The sequence below is a fragment of the Demequina sediminis genome, from assembly GCF_039545075.1.
Taxonomy (GTDB): domain Bacteria; phylum Actinomycetota; class Actinomycetes; order Actinomycetales; family Demequinaceae; genus Demequina; species Demequina sediminis.
The window spans coordinates 200,195-218,916 of sequence record NZ_BAABRR010000003.1; the positions used below are offsets into that span (position 1 = coordinate 200,195).

An 18,722-nucleotide genomic window follows, 5' to 3' on the forward strand; every position below is an offset into this window, starting at 1 on the left:
GTCAGGTACTCCTCGTCGTGGGCGTCGGGGTGGGGGTGGTCTCCGCGGTCCGCTCACGCGCGAGCCGCGCGCTGATCTCCTCCGGCGCGCCGGGCCGGCCCAGGTGGTAGCCCTGCCCGATCACCCTGCCGAGCCCGCGCAGGGTCTCGACCGTTGCATCGTCCTCGATACCCTCCGCGACGACGCGGAGGCCGAGCGCGAGCGCGAGCGCCACGGTGGAGCGCACGATGATGAGGTCGTGGCGGTCGTCGCCGATGCTGCTGACGAACGAGCGGTCCACCTTGAGTTCGTCGATCTCGAGGCGCTTGAGGTAGCTGAGGGACGCGTTGCCCGTGCCGTAGTCGTCGATCGCGATCTCGACGCCCAGCTCACGGACTTCGCGGATCACGAGGTCGGCGCGAGCGGGATCGGACAGGATGCCGGTCTCCGTGACCTCAAGTACGAGCGCGGAGGAGGGGACGTCGTGACGCGCGAGTGCGGCGGCGACCTGGCTCGGCAGCGCGGAGTCGGAGAGGTGACGTGCGGAGAGGTTGACCGCGAGGCGGATCTCGTCGCCCGCGGCGCGCCACCGCGCGAGCTCCTCAAGCGCGGTGTCGAGCACGAGCGCGGTGAGCGGGAAGATGAGGCCGGAGTTCTCCGCGAGCGGAATGAACTCGTCGGGCGGGACCAGGCCGCGCTCCGGGTGCTCCCACCGCACGAGCGCCTCGACACCCACCGTGTGCAGGTCGTGGAGGTCGACCTGAGGCTGGTAGACCACGTGCAACTGGTCGGAATCCAGGGCCGTGCGGAGGTCAGCGAGGAGTCGCAGGCGCTCGACCGTATTGATGTCGAACTCGGGGGCGTAGGTGCTGATACGGTCGCGCTCGAGCTTGGCGTGGTAGAGCGCGATGTCCGCGTTCTTCATGAGCGTCTCGCCGTCCGCGCCGTGGTCGGGTGCGATGGCGACGCCCGCGCTCGCGCGGACCAGGAGCTCGAGATTGCCGATGCGCACGGGCGTGTCGAGCGCTGCCAGCAGGGCCTGCGCGGCCTCACGGACGTCTTGCGAGGGGTCGCGAATGACCACGGCGAACTCGTCGCCTCCCAAGCGATGAACCGACGCGTCATCCGGGGCCGCCCCGGAGAGCCGGTCGGCCACCTGACGCAGGATCTCGTCACCCACGGGGTGACCCAGTGTGTCGTTGAAGTCCTTGAAGTGATCGAGGTCAAAGAGGACCAGTCCGGGGCCCGCGGCGCGCGAAGAGTGCGCGGCGGAGAGCGTGCGCGCGAGTTCGTCGTAGAGCTGCCCACGGTTGCGCAGGCCGGTGAGGGAGTCATGCGCGGCGGCGTGCGCGTGCCGCGCGGCGGCTGCCGCGAAGAGGTGTGCGGCGATGACGGGGGCGACGAGCATCGTGAGCGCGCCCACACCGTCGGCAGCGATTTCCGCGGCCACGCCACCGATGCTCAGCAGCACCACGTTGGTGACGAAGACGTCGCGGGCGTCGGCACGGAGCACCCTCCACAGTGGCTGAGCGACGGACAGCGAGATCGCCACGGCGACCAAGAGCCAGTTGACCAGAATCATCGCGGCGCCCGCCGCGAGCAAGGGACCGAGGTGCTCCGGCTCCATGGACATGGGCCCACGGAAGAACGGAACCCCGGCGAGCCACGAGAACACCACGCCTGCCGCGAGGACACTCAACGCATACTGCGCGGTGTTAAACAACGACTTGCGGAGCTCGCGACGGTGCAGGGCATCGTCAATAAGGCTCGCGGTCGCCTGCACGAGCACGGCAATGCCCACACTCGCAAAGGGCAACAACGCAAGAATGAATGGTGCTGACGTTGACAACGTGCGACCGTCGCCGTCCCCACCGATGAGCCGAATGGGCTTCACCTCGCCCGTGATCGCCGCGACGGCGAGGAAGATCACGGGGAGGATCGCGAGCGCGTCGAGGGTCTCTCGCCACGGGCTGGCCACGATTACGAAGCCGATTCCGGCGAAGCCTAGAAGCGATACGACCGCCACATAGGCAGCAAGAAGTGAGGGCGGCGCGAAGAGCCTGCTCCGCGCGCCGCCCTCACCGGTGGGTGAACTCAGACCCACTTAAACCCGGCGCCGACGACCACGGCGACGGCCACGAAGGTGCCGGCGCTCGCGGAAATGCGGACGACCGTGTTGTCACGGAATGCGTTCCACTTGCTCATGAGATCTCCTCTTTTCCTGACGATGACGGCGGCACACGCCGCCCCCGCTGGAGCTCTCGAGTACTGAGGGGACCGAGAGCAGTGGATTGCGGCCATCGTCAAGAGTGTTATCGGGCGAAGGGGCGCAACCCTCAACCATCTTCGCGCGTCCGGGGTCGCAAGGGGAAGAAGTACGAGGTCCGGTATGCGATGAATCACGCCGGGGGGCATGCGGCAACCAACCCGGCACTCGCCGAATAGCCCACCTCGGCCATCCCGTCGGTGGTCTCGAACTCCAAGGCGACGCACCAGTCGTACGCGGTGGTGCCCCGCAGCTGCGGCGTCCAGGACCCCTCGAGTTCGGCGGGAACGGATGTTCCCGCCACCTCGTACCCGTCCGGTGTCGCCGTCACCGCGGGCGCCGGGCCGTTCGGGTGGGCCACGGAATAGTCCACGACCGCGTTGCCGATCGCGATGACATCAAGCTCGGCCCGCGCCGTCACCGCGGCCGGCGCGGTCACGGACAGCGCGGCCGCCGCCGCAAGACCGGTCGCCACGAGCGTGGCCACCACCCCCAGCACCAGGCCGGCGAGCGGCCAGCTGCGCCGTGACGCCCGTCCCGAGCGCCAGCGCGCGAGCCCCACGATGCCGAGCACGATCGCCACGGGCCCGAGGCCCAGGCATGCGGTCACGAACGAGGCGATGCCGACCCCATTGCCGCCACGCTCGCGGGGCGCGACGTGGGCGGCCGGCGCCGCATGCGTGTCCGTCATCAGTCCTCCAGAGGTGTGACTGAAAGTCTGGCACGCGCGCACCCCGGGCATCGTCCCCGCGCACGCGTGTCGCTCCCACGCCCGCGTCGCGCCCGTCCTTACCCTCGACCACGTCGCCTGACATGGCGAAGACCCCCCGGAATTCGGGTCCGGGGGGCCTTGCCGTGTCGCACGAGAGTCCGGGTCCGGCGCGAAGCCGGGCCACGGCGACGATCTCTCGGCCGACTCCCCGGGCCCGTCGCGCCCAGCGCCGTCACCCGCTGATCGCGCCGGCTCGCAGTGCGTGCCAGCGGACATGGACCGCCGTTGTCCGAGGAATCCGATCCGGCGCGCCACCACCCATCCCGCCCCCGGGGGCCGCGTCCGCGCTGCGGAAGCGACCCGGGTCCGGGCGTTCGGGGAAGCGCTCTCTTGCCCCCCGATGGTGCGTGGCGCACCTTCTCGCTAGAGGCGTTTCTACTCGTGTCACCGGGTGCACGCAAGCGCTACGGAGGCCAGTTTCGGGGGCCGATGCGCGCCCACACCGTCATCCACATGTCGCGTGCGGAGCCGGCTGGGTTTACACACACCTGTGGACAAAATCTGTGGAGAGGACCCACTCCGCGACGGCCTAGGCTCGACCCATGAGCATCGCACCGGGACTCATCGCAGCACAGTCCAAGATGGCGGCGGCCGGGGTCGACCAGACGGCCATCGACGTCTTCTCCCACTACTTCGCGGAGCTGGAGGCCGGCGCGACCGGGCTCATTCGCGAGGACACGATCGAGCCGCTCACGAGCCCGCCGGGCCTCGACGGCCTCGAGGTGGATCCGGAGGCGGCGCGCGAGGCACTCGCCCGCACCGCGATCATCAAGCTCAACGGCGGGCTGGGCACGTCGATGGGCATGGACCGCGCCAAGTCGCTCCTGCCGGTGCGCGACGGCGCGACGTTCCTCGACGTGATCGTTGACCAGGTGCGCAAGGCCCGCGAGGCCACGGGGGCGCGGCTGCCGCTTGTGCTGATGAACAGCTTCCGCACGCAGGACGACTCCCTTGCTGCGCTCGCGGCGCACGCCGACCTCGCTGTCGACGGCCTCCCCCTCGACTTCCTCCAGAACGCCGAGCCCAAGCTGCTGGTCGACGGACTCATGCCGGTGGAGTGGCCCAAGGACCCCACCTTGGAGTGGTGCCCGCCCGGCCACGGCGACATCTACACGGCCATCCTGGCATCCGGTGTGCTCAAGGCGCTGCTCGACCAGGGCTTCCGCTACGCGTCCGTGTCGAACTCGGACAACCTGGGCGCGGTGCCGAGCGCCGCGATCGCCGGCTGGTTCGCCGCGTCAGGGGCGCCGTACGCCGCCGAGCTGTGCCGCCGCACCGCCGCCGACCGCAAGGGCGGCCACCTCGCGATTCGCAAGTCAGACGGCAGGCTGATTCTGCGCGACACCGCGCAGACCGCGCCCGAGGAGATGCACTTCTTCACCGACGAGCACCATCACCCGTTCTTCCACACCAACAACCTGTGGTTCGACCTCGAGCGCCTGCACTCGGCCCTGGTCGAGCGGGGCGCCGTGCTGGGGCTGCCACTCATCCGCAACGTCAAGACCGTCGACCCGACCGACCCTTCCTCACCTGAGGTGTTCCAGATCGAGACCGCGATGGGCGCCGCGATCGAGGTGTTTGAGGGGGCGACGGCGATCGTGGTGGGCCGCGACAGGTTCCTGCCCGTGAAGACCACCAACGATCTCCTGCTGCTGCGCTCCGACGCGTACACGCTCGAGGACGACGGCGCGCTGCGGGTGGCCGTCACCCCCGCGCCGCTCGTGGACCTCGACCCGCGCTTCTACAAGACGATGTCGGGCTTCGATGCGCGCTTCCCGCACGGGGCGCCGTCGCTCAGGGACGCGGTGTCGCTGACGGTGCGCGGCGACTGGACCTTCGGCGCCGGCGTGGTGTGTCGCGGTGCGGTCACGCTCGAGGACACCGGCAAGCCGGAGACGATCCCGGACGGGACGGTTCTCGAGGGGTAGCGGTGCTGATGCGCTGTCCTGTGCGGCCCGAAACGCGGGCCTGATCCGCAACGGCACGCGATCTGGGCGCCCGCGACTCGATCAGCGGGCGGATTCCCGATCGACCCGCGAATGAGGTCGGGCCGGCCAAGGTGCCGCCAGCCGGCCTACCGCTCCGGCCCGATCACCGCGCCGGCCCGATCACCGCTCCAGGTCCGCATCCCTGGCCGCGGTCTTCGCGAGCATCGCGTTGTAGGCGGCGAGTTCGGACTCCCCGTCGCGGTCGGCCTGACGATCGCGCCTGCGTCCCTCGCGTGTATCCGCATTGCGCCACGCGACGATGATCCCGATCGCGAGCAGCACCACCGGCAGCTCACCGATGCCCCACGCGATCTGGCCGCCGTACTGCTGGTCCGTGATCGCATCGGGCCCCCAATCGCGACCCATGAGCCCGAACCAGCGCGGCGCAAGCAGCACGGTCGACATCATGATCGCGACTCCAAAGAACGCGTGGAACGCCATGGTCGCGAACAGCAGCACGATCCTGAGCGCATAGCCGGGGCGGCTCGGGCCCGGGTCCACGCCCACGAGCGCGTTGACAAAGAGGTAGCCCACGATCGTGAAGTGGAGCACCATCCACAGGTGTCCCACGTGATTGCGCAGCGCGAACTCGAACAGCGGCGTGTAGTAGAACACCACGAGGAATCCCGCGAAACTCACGGCGGCCACGATGGGGTTGGCCCAGAAACGCATCCACCCCGACTCCACGATCGCGCGAATCCACTCTCGCGGCCCCCGCGAACCGTCCTTGCGGGGCGGGAGCGCCCGTAGCGCCAGCGTCACCGGCGCGCCGAACGTCAGCGCGACCGGCACCACCATCACCAGCAGCATGTGCTCGAGCATGTGCGCGCTGAACGTCACCATGCCGTAGATCGTGGGTCCCGACTGGGTCACCCACACCAGTAGCGCGAGCCCCGCGAGCCAGCTCGCGGTGCGATGCCACGGCCACGCATCCCCACGTCGGCGCAGCCTCACCACCCACACCACATAGACCAGCGCGGCCGCGGCGATCGCCGTCGCGGTGATGATCTCCAAGCGCCATAGCGAAATCCACGTCAGGGCGGTGGGAGCCGGCGGGAGGGGGTATCCGGTGAGGAACTCGGCGGGGGTGGGCTCCTTGAGGGGGACGATGTCCACGGGAGGGGCGGTGGTCCCGAGGACGGCGGCGACGCCCATGACCGCGACGAGTGCGGCGACATCCACGGCCATGAGTCGCCAGAAGCGCTCGCGCACGGCGGCCTCGCTGAGACGAGGGAGGTACACACGGCGGTGCAGGGCCGCGAGCGCGATCGCGACCGTCATCAGCGAGATCTTGAGCACGAGCAGGCGCCCGTACGGGGTGGTCCACAACTCCGACACCGCGGTGAGCCGCAGCCAGCCGCTCACCGCTCCCGAGATCACCACCAGGCCCGCGGCCCACAGCGCGAGGCGAGACGCGCGGGCCATTGCCTCGCGCGTGAGCGAGCCCAGGGGGGAACGCAACACGAGCATCGTCCCGATCACGCCCGTCCACACGGTCGCGCCGGCCAGGTGGAGCGCCATCGCGGAGACGGCCAGGTGGTGGTCGGCGGCACCGGCCGCATGGCCGGTCTGCGCGAGCCAGCCCAGCGCCCACACCACCGGCACCAGCGACCACATCGCGAGCCGTGGAGTCTGGACGAGCGTCGCGAGCACCGAGACCACCAGCCCCGCGCCCAGCACCTGCAGGTACGCCTCGAGGAGGTCGACGGAGAGCGAGTAGCTCCACCACTCCTCGATGAAGCGTGACGCGTCGGGGAGCTCGCCGCGGATCGAGGCGTACGAGGCCATCGAGTGCGCGAGCGCCGCGATCACCCACGCGATGGACCCGGCCCGCGCCACCAGACCCGCCCGAGCGGCGGCGGCGTGGCCCGCCGGCAACACCACGGCAATGACCAGCAACGCGCCGGCGGTCGCCGCAATCGACAGGTCGCGCACCCCGGCCGCGAGCGTCACGAAGGCCTCGACAGTCATGAGGTCAAGCGTAGGGCGGTCTCATCCCTCGCGGCTCCGCCACACGGCCGCCCTCTCGCGGCTCCGCCACACGGCCGCCCTCTCGCGGCTCCGCCACACGAGGCACCCCGAACTGGCTCCGATCGCCGCACTGAGACCGAGACACGCCGCCGACACGCCGACGCGTGTGTGGCGGAGCCGCGAATCCGTGTGGCGGAGCCGCGAGGAGCAGCGAAGCAGGACCGCGTCAGCCCCAGACGAGGCCCTGCGCGGGATCGTTCATCACGCGACCGATGTCCGCGAGCACGCGCGCGCCCAGCTCTCCGTCCACGAAGCGATGATCGAAGCTCAGCGCGAGCTGCGTGACCCAGCGGATGGTGATCTCGCCCTGGTGCACCCACGGCTGCTCGCGGATCGCGCCAAAGGCCAGGATCGCGGCCTCACCCGGGTTGAGGATGGGCGTGCCCGTGTCGATGCCCAGTGGCCCCACGTTGGTGATGGTGATCGTGCCACCCGCGAGCGCGCCCGGCGTGGTCTTGCCCGCGCGCGCCGCCGCGGTGAGCTCGCCCAGCTCGAGGGCGAGCTCGTGCAGCGGGAGCCGGTGCGCGTCCTTGATGTTGGGCACCAGCAGCCCGCGCGGCGTCGAGGCCGCGATGCCGAGGTTCACGAAGTGCTTGTAGACGATCTCCTGAGCCTGGTCGTCCCACGACGCGTTGATCTCGGGATGACGACGCACCGCGAGCAGCAGCGCCTTCGCCACGATGAGCAGCGGCGTGACGCGCACGTCCTGGAAGTCGCGATCGGCCTTGAGCCGCTGCACGAGGTTCATGGTCTCGGTCACGTCGACCGTGTGGAACACGGACACGTGCGGCGCGGTGAAGGCGGACTTCACCATCGCCTCGGCGGTGCGCTTGCGCACGGACTTCACCGGCACGCGCGTCGAACGCCCGCCATCAGACGAGTAGCCCGACTGCAGCCACGGCTGGTCGTCGCCGGGGTACGTCGCGAGCGTGCGCACCTCGCGCGACTTCGCGGCCTGCTCGACGTCCTCGCGCGTCACGAGCCCGCCCGGCCCGGACGGCGACACGGTCGTGAGGTCCACGCCCATCTCGCGCGCAAGCTTGCGCACGGGCGGCTTCGCGAGCACGGGGTAGTCGCTCGCCTCGCCGGCACCGCCGATCGGGTCGAGCGCACCTTCCTTGCGGGCGCGCCGATGCGCGGATCCCGCCTTCACCCCGTAGCCCACGAGGACGGCGCCGCCGTCCTCCTGAGGGGACGATGCCGGGGCGGACTGGGTGGGGGAAGGCTGGGTGGCGGCCGGCTGAGTGTGAGCGGGCTCGACGCGGGCAGCCTCCGCCTGCGCGGCCGGCGCGGCCTGCGCGACCGCCGCCACGGGCGACTCTGACGCCTCGGCCACCGGAGCATCGTCCCCCGCGACCCCGCCGGGATCCACGTCGAACTCGATGATGGGGGCACCCACCTCGACGGTCTCGCCCTCGGCGACCAGGATGCGCGTCACGACGCCGTCGACCGGGCAGGGCAGCTCGACCAGGGACTTCGCGGTCTCGATCTCGAGCAGCGGCTGGTTGACCTCGACGGTGTCGCCGGGGGCGACGCGCCACGAGACGACATCGGCCTCGGTCAGTCCCTCGCCGGCGTCCGGCATGTGGAAGATCTCGAAGGTAGGCATGTGCGGCCTCTCAGTGCGTCATCACGCGATCGACGGCATCGAGCACGCGATCGAGGTTGGGGAGGTACTCGTGCTCGAACTTGCTCCCAGGGTAGGGCGTGTGGAAGCCGCCGACCCGGAGCACGGGCGCGTGAAGGAGGAAGAAGGCCTGCTCGGTGACGCGGGCCGAGAGCTCCGCGCCGGGGCCGTAGGTGCTGGGCGCCTCGTGCACGATCACGACGCGACCCGTGCGCTTGGCCGACCTCACCACGGTGTCCGAGTCGAGCGGGGAGATCGAGCGCAGGTCGATCACCTCGATGCTGGTTCCCTCCGCCGCGGCCACGTCGGCGGCTTGCAGCGCGAGGCGCACCGTGGGCCCGTAGGCGACGAGCGTCACGTCCTTGCCCTGGCGCGCGACGCGGCCGCGCGACATGTCGGCGGTGGCGGCCGACGCCCCGCCCGGGGCGTCGAGCTGGGCCTTCACCCGCGACTCGCTCACCTCACCCTTGTCCCAGTAGCGGGCCTTGGGCTCGAGGAACAGCACCGGATCGGGAGAGGCGATCGCCTGCTGAATCATGTCGAACGCGTCCTGCGGGGTCGCGGGCGAGATCACGCGCAGGCCCGCGGTGTGGGCGAATAGCGCCTCGGGGCTCTCGGAGTGGTGCTCGACCGCGCCGATGTGTCCGGCGAAGGGCACGCGAATCACGACCGGCAGCTGGATGCGGCCCTGCGAGCGGTAGTGCATCTTCGCGAGCTGCGTGGTGATCTGGTCGTACGCGGGAAAGATGAAGCCGTCGAACTGGATCTCGATGACCGGCCGGTAGCCGCGCATCGCCATGCCGATCGCGGTGCCCACGATCCCCGACTCCGCGAGGGGCGTGTCCATGACGCGGTCGGGGCCGAAGTCCTTCCACAGCCCCTCGGTGACGCGGAAGACGCCGCCGAGCTGGCCGATGTCCTCTCCCATGAGCAGCACCTTGGGGTCGCGCTCCATCGCGGCGCGCAGGCCGCGGTTGATCGCGCCTGCCATCGTCATGGTGGCGGGTGACGTCGCGGTCATGCGTGGGCCTCCTCGTCGACGAACGATCCCTGGAAGCGGGCGAACCATGCGCGCTCCGCCTCGACGGTCGCGTGGGGCTCGGCGTACACGTGGTCGAACATCGTCGACGCGGGGGGCCGCTCCCACGACTTGACGGTCTCGCGCGTGCGTCGCCCGAGCTCCTTGATCTCGGCGCGGGCGGCCTCCACGGCATCGTCCCCCAACTCCCCGAGCCCGCGCAGGTAGGTCTCGAGACGCGCGATGGGGTCGCGCTCGGCCCAGTACGCCTCGTCGGCGCGCGTGCGGTACTTGGTCGGGTCGTCCGAGGTCGTGTGCGCGCCCATGCGATATGTGAAGGCCTCGATGAGCACGGGGCCGCCGCCCGACCGCGCCTTCTCGAGCGCCCAGCGGGTCACGGCGTACGACGCGATGACGTCGTTGCCGTCGACGCGCACTGCGGGGATGCCGAACCCGGCGCCGCGCTGCGCGAGGGGCACGCGCGACTGCCGGGTCGTGGGCTCGGAGATCGCGAACTGGTTGTTCTGGACGAAGAAGACGATGGGGGCGTGGTGGACCGATGCGAAGACCATGGCCTCGCTCACGTCACCCTGGCTCGTGGCGCCGTCGCCGAAGTAGCAGACCACCGCGCCGTCGCGCTCGGGGTCGCCGGTGCCCACGAGCCCGTCGCGGTCCATCGCCATCGCGTATCCGGTCGCGTGGAGCGAGTGGGCGCCAATCACCAGCGTGTAAAGGTGGAAGCCGTGGGCCGCCGCGTCCCACGCGCCGTGCTGGAGGCCGCGGAACAGGCGCAGGATCTCGGGCAGGTCGACGCCGCGCATGAGCGCCACGCCGTGCTCGCGGTAGGACGGGAAAACGAAGTCGGTGGGACGCAGCGCGTGGCCCGAGCCGATCTGTGCGGCCTCCTGACCCAGCGACTGCACCCACAGGCCCAGCTCGCCCTGACGCTGCAGGCTGGTGGCCTCGAGGTCGAAGCCGCGCAGCACCGTCATGTGGTGCCACATCGCGCGCAGGGCCTTGGGGTCGAGGTCCGCGGCGTACGCGGAGAAGTCGGGGTGCTCGACGCGCTCACCCGTGTGGGTGAGTAGCGTCACGAGTCCCTCGTCGGAGAGCGGGCCCAGTGCGTCCACGCCGTGTCCTTCCGTCCTGAGTGCCGTCAGGGGTCCGGACACGCAGGAGCGGCTCCGGCCTAACCTACGCAATCGTAGGTTACGCCTCCGTAGGTTGGCAAACGGTGGGGAGGGGCGTCGCCGCTACTCCTCGCCACGCATGCGCCGCACCACGGCATGCGGCTCGGCATCCATGACCACCACGCCGTGCTCGAGCAGGATCCCTCGGTCGCACAGGTCAGCGACCATGTTGAGGTCGTGACTCACGATCACGAGCGTCTTGCCCTGGGAACGCAGCAGGCGAATCCGGTCGAGGCACTTGCGCTGGAACGGCTCGTCACCCACGGCGAGGATCTCGTCGACCAGAAAGACGTCGGGATCCGTGTGGACCGCGACGGCGAACGCGAGCCGTAGAAACATGCCGGACGAGTAGAACTTCACCTCGGTATCGATGAAGTCCTCGATCTCGGAGAACGCGACGATCTCGGCGAACTTCTCCTCGATCTGAGCCTCGGTCATGCCCAGGATCGCCCCGTTGAGGTAGACGTTTTCCCGACCCGTGAGGTCGGGGTGGAAGCCCGCCCCCACCTCGATGAGCCCCGCGATGCGGCCACGCACGCCGATCTGCCCCTCGTCGGGAGTGAGGACACCAGAGATGCACTTCAGGAGGGTCGACTTGCCCGAACCGTTGAAGCCCAGCAGCGCGACCGTCTCGCCCTCATTGATCGTGATCGAGACGTCGTTGAGTGCCGCGAAGGAGTCGACGGTCTCCGAGCGGCGTCGCACCGCGCGCGCGGCCATTTCCTTGAGGGACCGTACGTGACGAATCGTGAAGCGCTTGCTGACGCGGTCGACGACGATGCTCTGGTTCATGGTCACAGCTCCTGCGCGAACTTGCGCGACATGCGCGTGAAGACCCGGTCGCCCACGACGAGCAGCACGAGGCACGCCGCCAGGGCGATGCCGCCGCGTGCCATGAGGTCGGGCACGAGCGCCTCCTCGCGGAGCGTGACGTCGGCCGCGGGATACCAGAACGCGCGGTGAAAGAGCTCGACGGCGATCGTGAGGGGGTTGGCCATGTACAGGTGGGTGAGCCATGAGTCGGGCCCAAAGTGGTCGCGCACCAAGGACACCGAGTAGAGCACCGGCGAGAACCAGACGGCCACCATCGCGATGAGGTCGACGGTGTTCTCGATGTCGCGGAACGCGACGTTGACCGCGGCGAAGATGAGCCCGAGGCCCAGGGCGAGCGCGATCGTCACCAGGATGCCGAGGAGGGCGGCACCCACCGCGACAAGGTCCGGCCTCCATCCGGTCGCCAGCGCACCGATGACCAGGATCACGAGCTGTGGGAGGAAGTGCACCAGCGCCACGAGCACTGACGACACCGGGAACAGCTGCCGGGGCAGGAAGATCTTGCGCACCAGCGGCCCGTTCTGCACGATCGACCGCGTCGCGTTCGTCAGGATCTCGGTGAAGAGATTGATGATGACGATGCCCGAGAACAGGAAGATCGCGAAGGGGGGAAGCGCCCGGGAGAGGTTGAGGAACCCTCCCATGACGAAGTAGAACACCGCGAACTGCGCGCCCGGCTTGACGTAGCTCCACGCGAGTCCCAGCACCGAGGCCTGGTAGCGCACGCGCAACTCCTTGCGCACCAGGAGAGTGAGGAGATATCGATGCGCAAGGATGCTCGAGAGTCCGCGCGCGATTCCAGGCCGCTCCATCCCCTCGGGCAGGGGGCGGAGAGCCGCCTCAGTCATCCGCGTCCACGGCGTTCGCCGCGAACGTTTCCCGCCACTGCTCGGGAGACGTGAACTGGCCCAGCGCAGCCTGGTATTCGCGCTGCATCTGGCTCCACCGGGCGACTGCCTTGCGGTGCAGACGCAGGCTGCGACGCAGGTACGAGCGGAACCGCTTGGGATCGCGGATGTACATCGACGTGCCGGTGCCGTCGGCACTGGTAACCACCGCGGAGTCGAGGTGTGACAGGCGCCACCACTTCGCGGCGGCGGCCGCCACGCGCTCCTCGGGGATGTCCAGCGCCTCGGGACGCACGGGTCGCAGTTGGCGCAGCGCACCGGTCGCCGCGGACGCCGCGAACGCGAGCGGGTTCGAGGGACGATGCGGCAGGCGGCCCTTCGCGACCGGCCGGTGGCGACGCGTGATGGGGTACGCGGCGGGGTCCTTGGTCACCACGGCATCGGGGTGCTCGGCGCGCATGCGCCGCACCTCGCCGAGATTGGTGCCGATGGTCGCGTGGAGGTGACCGGGGCCCTCAAGGAGGTCCTCGAGGGCCTTGAGGCGCAGCTCCACCGCGGAGTACTGCAACGACAACAGGTGCTTGACGTCCGCGGCAAAGCTCATGCGCGGCAGTCCACCACCCTTGCGATACGGGGAGTGCAGCAGCGCCGCGAGCCAGCGGTTGCGCTGGTGGTAGTACGCCTGCCAGTCGATCGAGTCGTCCTTGTCGACCCACGGCACGTGCCACACCGCGGCGCCGGGCAGCGACACGGTAGGAATGCCCACCTCGCCTGCGCGCAGGCAGAACTCGGAGTCGTCCCACTTGATGAAGACCGGGAGCGACAGCCCCACCTCGCGCAGGGCCTCGACGGGGATGAGGCACATCCACCAGCCGTTGTAGTCGACGTCGATGCGTCGGTGGAGCCACGGGGTCGCGCGCAGGGGCCGGTGCCCGAAGTCGTGCTCGGTCTTGGTCCCCGGCATCTCCGCCCACCAGAAGGTGTACGGGTTGATGCGCTCACCCGCCGCGTGCAGCGCGGCCTTGTCGTGCATCGAGAACATGTGGCCGCCCACGATCGTGGGGCGCCGGCAGAAGTCGCCGAACATCACGGCACGGTAGATGCCCTCCGGCTCGTCCTGGACGTCGTCGTCGAGCAGCAGCACGTACTGCGAGTCGCCCGCCTCGAGGGTCTCGGCCATGCCACGCGAGAACCCGCCGGACCCGCCCAGATTGCCCTGACGGATCAGTTCGAGGCGCCCGCCCAGTCCGGCCTCCGCCTCCGCGAAGTCGGGCTGATCCGCCACGAGCTGGTTGCCCTGGTCGATCACGTAGACGCGGTCGATGACGTCCTTAAGGATCTCGTCGCCACCCAGCTGATGCAGCTGTGCGACGCAATAGTCGGGGCGGTTGAAGGTGGTGATCGCGATCGATGCGGTTCCGCGCTGTCGCGCGAACGACTCCGGGACGCTCCACTGTGCGGCAATGAGCTCGACGTCCCCTGCGGTGGCGTAGATGTCGAACCAGTACCAACCACCGTCACCGAAGGGTGACAGGGGGAGGTCGAAGGCCTGGTGGCCACCCTCGGAGGCCACGAGTTCGACGCGCTGGGTGCGACCGCGAGCGTTGGACTTGTAGATCACCAGGGTCGCCGGGCCCGACAGCTCGATGTCGAGACGCACGGCGTCGACGTCGGTCCAGCGGCGCCAGTAGGCGGCGGGGAACGCGTTGAAATAGGTCGCGAACGACACATGCGCACGCTCGTGAAGGAGCACCGACCGGCGCCCCGTCACCTTGACGTCGGAGTCCGCGAGCGAGATCACGGGCGCCTGGTCGAGAGTGACGACGGTCGTGGCCTTCGAGGACTCGGCCTCCTCCTCGCGCGGGGCGCGCGCATTCGAGAGGTCGAGGTAAAGCGGGAGCGTGTCTGGATCCGAGTCGGTCGGCAGCACCACCCTGCCCACCACGCGCATCGGCGTCACGGAGTTCTCCTCGACCGGGCTCGTGGGTGCGACCGCCGTCATCGCGAACCCTCGGCGCCGAACATGGGGGCGAGCTTGTTGTCGACCATCGAGAGCGCGGACCCGATCGCCATGTGCATGTCCAGGTACTGATACGTGCCGAGGCGACCGCCGAAGAAGACATCCTTTTCCCCGGTCATCAGGTCGCGATACGTCGCGAGCCGTTCACGGTCGGCGGCGGTGTTGACCGGGTAGTACGGCTCGTCGTCGCGCGTCGCGAACCGCGAGTATTCCTTGACGACCACCGTCTTGTCCTTGGGATAGTCGCGCTCGGGGTGGAGGTGACGGAACTCGAGAATGCGCGTGTAGGGGATGTCCGGATCCGCGTAGTTCATGACCGACGTGCCCTGGAAGTCGCCCACGGGGAGGACCTCCTGCTCGAAGTCGATGGTCCGCCACGACAGGTCGCCCTCGGAATAGTCGAAGTAGCGATCCACCGCGCCGGTGTAAATGACGGGCACCTGGCCCACCACGGCCGCCTTGCTGAACGGCTGCGAGGCGTCGAAGAAGTCGGTGTCGAGGCGCACCTCGATGTTCTTGTGGTCCGCCATGCGCGTGAGCCACGCCGCGTAGCCATCGACGGGCAGGCCCTCATAGGTGTCGTTGAAGTAGCGGTTGTCGTAGGTGTAGCGCACGGGAAGCCTGGAGATGACCGATGCCGGGAGGTCCTTGGGATCCGTCTGCCACTGCTTCTGGGTGTAGCCCTTGATGAAGGCCTCGTACAGCGGGCGGCCGATGAGGTTGACGCCCTGCTCGTCGAGGTTGGCGGGCTCCTTGCCGCCAAGCTCCGCCGCCTGCTCCTTGATCAGTGCGCGCGCGGCCTCTGGCCCGTATGCACTGCGGAAGAACTGGTTGATGGTGCCCAGGTTGATGGGCATCGGGAAGACCTCACCCTGGTGCGTCGTGTAGACGCGGTGCACGTAGTTGGTGAAGGCCGTGAAGCGGTTGACGTACTCCCACACGCGCTCGTTCGACGTGTGGAAGAGGTGTGTGCCGTACGTGTGCACCTCGATGCCCGTCTCCGGCTCCGGCTCCGAGTACGCGTTGCCGCCGATGTGAGGGCGGCGGTCGATCAGCATCACCTTCACCCCATACCGGGAGGCCAGCTGCTCCGCCACCGTCAGGCCGAAAAAGCCCGAGCCCACCACCACGACATCCGCCATGTGCCTGTCTCCCAAGGTCTGGTCGAGCGCACACGGACGTGCGCACAGATACGCGTCAGGGTACCTGCGCCTCGAAACGACGCGCAAAACGACCCGCAGTGGTCACGAGAGGCCGCGCGCCGGTCGCCACCTAGAATTGTCCTCGGTCCCCGCCCCCGCCTGCACTGGAGTACCCATGATCTCCGAGCCCGTCTCGCTTCCTCCGCTCTCGCTGTCGCGCGCCGACGCACGAGACGCCGAGCTGGAGCGCGTGCACGGGGACACACATCGCCGCTGGTGGTGGGGCCTCGCGGTGGTGTCGATCGTCTCGGCGGTCGTGGTGCGCGTGGTCGTGTCGCGCTCCGCGGTCGCACCCCGCACCCCGTGGGACGAGAACGGCCTGTTGCAGATGGCTCGAGTCATCGCCGGCCAGAACGATGTGCCACCGATGTCGGGTGCCGGCTACTTCCCCGGGTTCTCCTTCTTCATCGCCCCCGTGTGGTGGTTCACCGATCACGCACCAACCGTCTACACCGCCTCACTGTGGATCGCGATCGCGTTCGGACTCGGCGCCTATGTGCCGCTCACGCTGCTGGCACGAAGGATGGGAGTGTCGACACCCCAGGCGATTGTCGCCGCTGGCGTGGTGATGCTGCTTCCGGCGCTCACCGCGAACGCCGACTACGTGCTGAGCGAGTCCGCGCTCATGTTCTGGGTCGCGTGGGCCGCCGTCGCCGTCTTCGCGGTGTGGGACAAGCCGGGCTGGGGCCGCATGGTGCTCACGGTCGCGGCGGTCCTGATGGCCTTCCTCACACATGCGCGAGCCCTACTGCTCGTGATCGTGCTAGTGATCTGGCTCCTCGGCTTCCTCCGTCGCAGTGCGCGACATGCACTCCTCGGACTCGCGCTGCTCCTTCCCGGCGCGTTGGCGGTCCAGACGATCGCCAAGACTCTCACCGACGCCGTCCTGATCGGGGAGTTCCGTCAGAACGAGCTCGTGCTGAACACACTTGCCTCGACGAACCCGTCGCTCCTGCTCCAGGTCACCCTCACACAGACATGGGCGCAGCTCGTCGGGTCACTGGGCCTGATCGCTGTCGGTGGCGTCGTGCTGACCGCGTGGACGTTTCGGGACCTTGCGCGCTGGCGCACCCTCGGCCCATCCGCCTACGTGTTTGGCGCGGGGCTCGCGGCCGCCCTGCTGTCCTTCGCGGCATGGTCGGGTCCGGCCGCCCACTTCCGCGGCACGTGGCCGCGCTTCGACTCCTGGGTCTACACGCGCTACATCGACCCCTTCGTGGCGCTCGTCGTGCTCGTGGCGGTCACCGCTCTCATCCGGAAGCTCAGCGGGAGGGTGATCGCCATTGCGATCGCGGCCTCGACCGCCGTCGTGCTCGCGACGGTCTACTGGGCCGCGCGCCCCATCGCCACCTGGGGCAGCATGGACGGACCCGTCAACGCCTCGGGCGTGCTGGCATTCACACGTTTTCTGCCCCGCGAGCCCTTCCCTCTGCCGCATATCCCCACACTCACGAACGGCGGCCGGTTCTGGGTGATCGCCTCGATTGTCGTCCTCGCTTCACTGGTCGTCATGCTCGTGCTGCGGGGGCGACCGCGGGCGCTCGCTGCCGCACTCGTGATCGGCATGTCGGCGCACTCGCTGGCCGCCAATCCCGACCAGGCGCGCGAGACGCCCGACAATCTGCAGTACGGGGTTGAACGGGCGGAGTCGGTCGCGGGCAATGAGGTGGCCATCGACTTCGCTCTCGGATGCGACTCGGTCTCCGGCTTCCAACGCGCGCAGGCGCTCAACTGGATCGGCTTCTGGTTCTCTCCGCGTGACGTCAATGCGGTCGACCCCGCGACCGACGATTTCACCGCAGAGGTCGTCGTGGCGTGCATGGGGTGGGACGACGAGGCGGAGCAGCGTGACGCACGACTCCTCGAAGGCTCCGAGAACTACGGCTACGGCGTGTGGATCCTGCCGGGCGAGATCCAGGACGCCCTGGCCGCGGAGGGAGCGTTCCGCGACTAGGCGCCGCGGGCCGACCGGCTAAGCGCGGGGCGTTGCCGCCGTTGTGCGGACCGTCGGCCCGTACTGCTGCTCCTTGAGACGCTCGAGCGCCTGCTCCTGGAGGATCCTGTTGGTCTTCGACAGGTCTGACAGCACGCCCAGTGCGATCGAGAGCAGTGCCCCGATCAGCAACAGCGTTCCCAGCATGAGCGACTGGAAGTGGTTGCCCTGATCGCCCGCGGCGAGCAGCACCGCGTAGCGGGCGAACGGGAAAAGCCCGATCAATCCGAACACCGTGGCAAGCGTCGCGAAGATGGTCCACGGCTTGAACATGATGTAGGAGCGCAGGATGGCCTGGCCGGACTTGAGCATGTGCTCAAACATGTTGCTGAAGAGTCGCGACTCGCGCGTCTTGGGGTTGGTGTCGATCGCGACGGAGGAAATCGCGAGACGCTTGTTGCCCGCCTGAATGATGGTCTCCATGCAGTAGCTGAACTGGGTGACCACGTTGAGCGCGTAGAGCGAGGAACGCGAGTAGGCGCGAAAGCCCGAGGCCGCATCGGGGAGGTCGGTGCCCGCAGCCTTGTTGACCACCCACGAGCCGAACCTCTGCATGACCTTCTTGAAGCCCGAGAAGTGCTCGATCGTGTGGGTCTGTCGGTCGCCGATGACGATGTCCGCTTCGCCGGCCAGCACGGGTGCGACCAGGTCGCCGATGCGTTCCTGGGGATACTGGTTGTCGCCATCGGTGTTGACCACGATGTCGGCTCCGTGCGACAACGCGTAGTCGACGCCATCGCGGAACGACTGCGCGAGACCCATCGGACGTGGGTGGCGCAGCACGTGCGCACCAAACTCACGGGCGATCTCACCGGTGCGGTCCGTCGAGCCGTCGTCGATGACCAGCAGCTCGATCTCATCGATGCCGGGAATCTCCTTCGGGATGCCCGCGAGGACGATCGGAAGGGTCGCTTCCTCGTTGAGACACGGAACCTGAACGATGAGTTTCACGGA

The 18,722-nt window shown here is 68.9% G+C and carries 13 protein-coding genes; 2 read left to right on the forward strand and 11 right to left on the reverse strand.

Annotation, left to right across the window (positions count from 1 at the left end):
• Position 1: 1 nt before the first annotated feature.
• Positions 2–2,005, reverse strand: coding sequence for a putative bifunctional diguanylate cyclase/phosphodiesterase (locus ABEA62_RS04335; RefSeq protein ID WP_286214553.1), 2,004 nt, complete (start codon positions 2,003–2,005; stop codon positions 2–4).
• Between the two features lie 373 nt (positions 2,006–2,378).
• Positions 2,379–2,936, reverse strand: a complete 558-nt coding sequence (locus ABEA62_RS04340) for a DUF4190 domain-containing protein (RefSeq protein ID WP_286214552.1) — start codon at positions 2,934–2,936, stop codon at positions 2,379–2,381.
• A 623-nt stretch (positions 2,937–3,559) separates the two neighbouring features.
• Here ABEA62_RS04340 and ABEA62_RS04345 point away from each other — a divergent pair.
• On the forward strand, positions 3,560–4,945 hold the full coding sequence (locus tag ABEA62_RS04345; RefSeq protein WP_286214551.1) for a UTP--glucose-1-phosphate uridylyltransferase: 1,386 nt from the start codon (positions 3,560–3,562) through the stop codon (positions 4,943–4,945).
• 180 nt (positions 4,946–5,125) lie between these two features.
• Here ABEA62_RS04345 and ABEA62_RS04350 read toward each other — a convergent pair whose 3' ends face one another.
• The 8 genes from ABEA62_RS04350 to glf all read right to left on the reverse strand — a co-directional run bounded on the left by ABEA62_RS04350 (position 5,126) and on the right by glf (position 15,715).
• On the reverse strand, positions 5,126–6,976 hold the full coding sequence (locus ABEA62_RS04350) for a bifunctional copper resistance protein CopD/cytochrome c oxidase assembly protein (protein ID WP_345378752.1): 1,851 nt from the start codon (positions 6,974–6,976) through the stop codon (positions 5,126–5,128).
• Positions 6,977–7,202: 226 nt separating this feature from the next.
• Entirely contained in the window at positions 7,203–8,645 is a 1,443-nt protein-coding gene (locus ABEA62_RS04355) for a dihydrolipoamide acetyltransferase family protein (RefSeq protein ID WP_286214548.1), read from the reverse strand.
• A 10-nt stretch (positions 8,646–8,655) separates the two neighbouring features.
• Positions 8,656–9,684, reverse strand: a complete 1,029-nt coding sequence (locus ABEA62_RS04360) for an alpha-ketoacid dehydrogenase subunit beta (protein WP_286214547.1) — start codon at positions 9,682–9,684, stop codon at positions 8,656–8,658.
• A complete protein-coding gene (gene pdhA, locus ABEA62_RS04365) occupies positions 9,681–10,811 on the reverse strand; it encodes a pyruvate dehydrogenase (acetyl-transferring) E1 component subunit alpha (protein WP_345378756.1) in 1,131 nt (376 codons plus the stop codon). The genes ABEA62_RS04360 and pdhA overlap by 4 nt, the downstream gene beginning before the upstream one ends.
• A 123-nt stretch (positions 10,812–10,934) precedes the next feature.
• Positions 10,935–11,663, reverse strand: coding sequence for an ABC transporter ATP-binding protein (locus ABEA62_RS04370; protein WP_286214546.1), 729 nt, complete (start codon positions 11,661–11,663; stop codon positions 10,935–10,937).
• 2 nt (positions 11,664–11,665) lie between these two features.
• Positions 11,666–12,553, reverse strand: coding sequence for an ABC transporter permease (locus tag ABEA62_RS04375; protein WP_345378758.1), 888 nt, complete (start codon positions 12,551–12,553; stop codon positions 11,666–11,668).
• Positions 12,546–14,555, reverse strand: coding sequence for a glycosyltransferase (locus ABEA62_RS04380; RefSeq protein WP_345378760.1), 2,010 nt, complete (start codon positions 14,553–14,555; stop codon positions 12,546–12,548). The genes ABEA62_RS04375 and ABEA62_RS04380 overlap by 8 nt, the downstream gene beginning before the upstream one ends.
• Positions 14,552–15,715, reverse strand: a complete 1,164-nt coding sequence (gene glf, locus ABEA62_RS04385) for a UDP-galactopyranose mutase (RefSeq protein ID WP_286214545.1) — start codon at positions 15,713–15,715, stop codon at positions 14,552–14,554. Before glf ends, ABEA62_RS04380 begins: the two co-directional genes overlap by 4 nt.
• 175 nt (positions 15,716–15,890) lie before the next feature.
• Between glf and ABEA62_RS04390 the strand changes: the two genes are divergently transcribed.
• Entirely contained in the window at positions 15,891–17,729 is a 1,839-nt protein-coding gene (locus tag ABEA62_RS04390) for a hypothetical protein (RefSeq protein WP_286214544.1), read from the forward strand.
• A gap of 18 nt (positions 17,730–17,747) precedes the next feature.
• Here ABEA62_RS04390 and ABEA62_RS04395 read toward each other — a convergent pair whose 3' ends face one another.
• The gene (locus tag ABEA62_RS04395) at positions 17,748–18,719 is read right to left on the reverse strand and encodes a glycosyltransferase family 2 protein (RefSeq protein WP_286214543.1); all 972 of its coding nucleotides are present in this window, start codon (positions 18,717–18,719) and stop codon (positions 17,748–17,750) included.
• Positions 18,720–18,722: the final 3 nt, after the last annotated feature.

Excerpts from the sequence above, each read along its gene's own strand:
- ABEA62_RS04340 (WP_286214552.1), bottom strand. The coding sequence starts at position 2,936 with ATGACGGACACGCATGCGGCGCCGGCCGCCCACGTCGCGCCCCGCGAG.
- ABEA62_RS04345 (WP_286214551.1), top strand. The coding sequence starts at position 3,560 with ATGAGCATCGCACCGGGACTCATCGCAGCACAGTCCAAGATGGCGGCG.
- ABEA62_RS04350 (WP_345378752.1), bottom strand. The coding sequence starts at position 6,976 with ATGACTGTCGAGGCCTTCGTGACGCTCGCGGCCGGGGTGCGCGACCTG.
- ABEA62_RS04355 (WP_286214548.1), bottom strand. The coding sequence starts at position 8,645 with ATGCCTACCTTCGAGATCTTCCACATGCCGGACGCCGGCGAGGGACTG.
- ABEA62_RS04360 (WP_286214547.1), bottom strand. The coding sequence starts at position 9,684 with ATGACCGCGACGTCACCCGCCACCATGACGATGGCAGGCGCGATCAAC.
- ABEA62_RS04370 (WP_286214546.1), bottom strand. The coding sequence starts at position 11,663 with ATGAACCAGAGCATCGTCGTCGACCGCGTCAGCAAGCGCTTCACGATT.
- ABEA62_RS04375 (WP_345378758.1), bottom strand. The coding sequence starts at position 12,553 with ATGACTGAGGCGGCTCTCCGCCCCCTGCCCGAGGGGATGGAGCGGCCT.
- ABEA62_RS04380 (WP_345378760.1), bottom strand. The coding sequence starts at position 14,555 with ATGACGGCGGTCGCACCCACGAGCCCGGTCGAGGAGAACTCCGTGACG.
- glf (WP_286214545.1), bottom strand. The coding sequence starts at position 15,715 with ATGGCGGATGTCGTGGTGGTGGGCTCGGGCTTTTTCGGCCTGACGGTG.
- ABEA62_RS04390 (WP_286214544.1), top strand. The coding sequence starts at position 15,891 with ATGATCTCCGAGCCCGTCTCGCTTCCTCCGCTCTCGCTGTCGCGCGCC.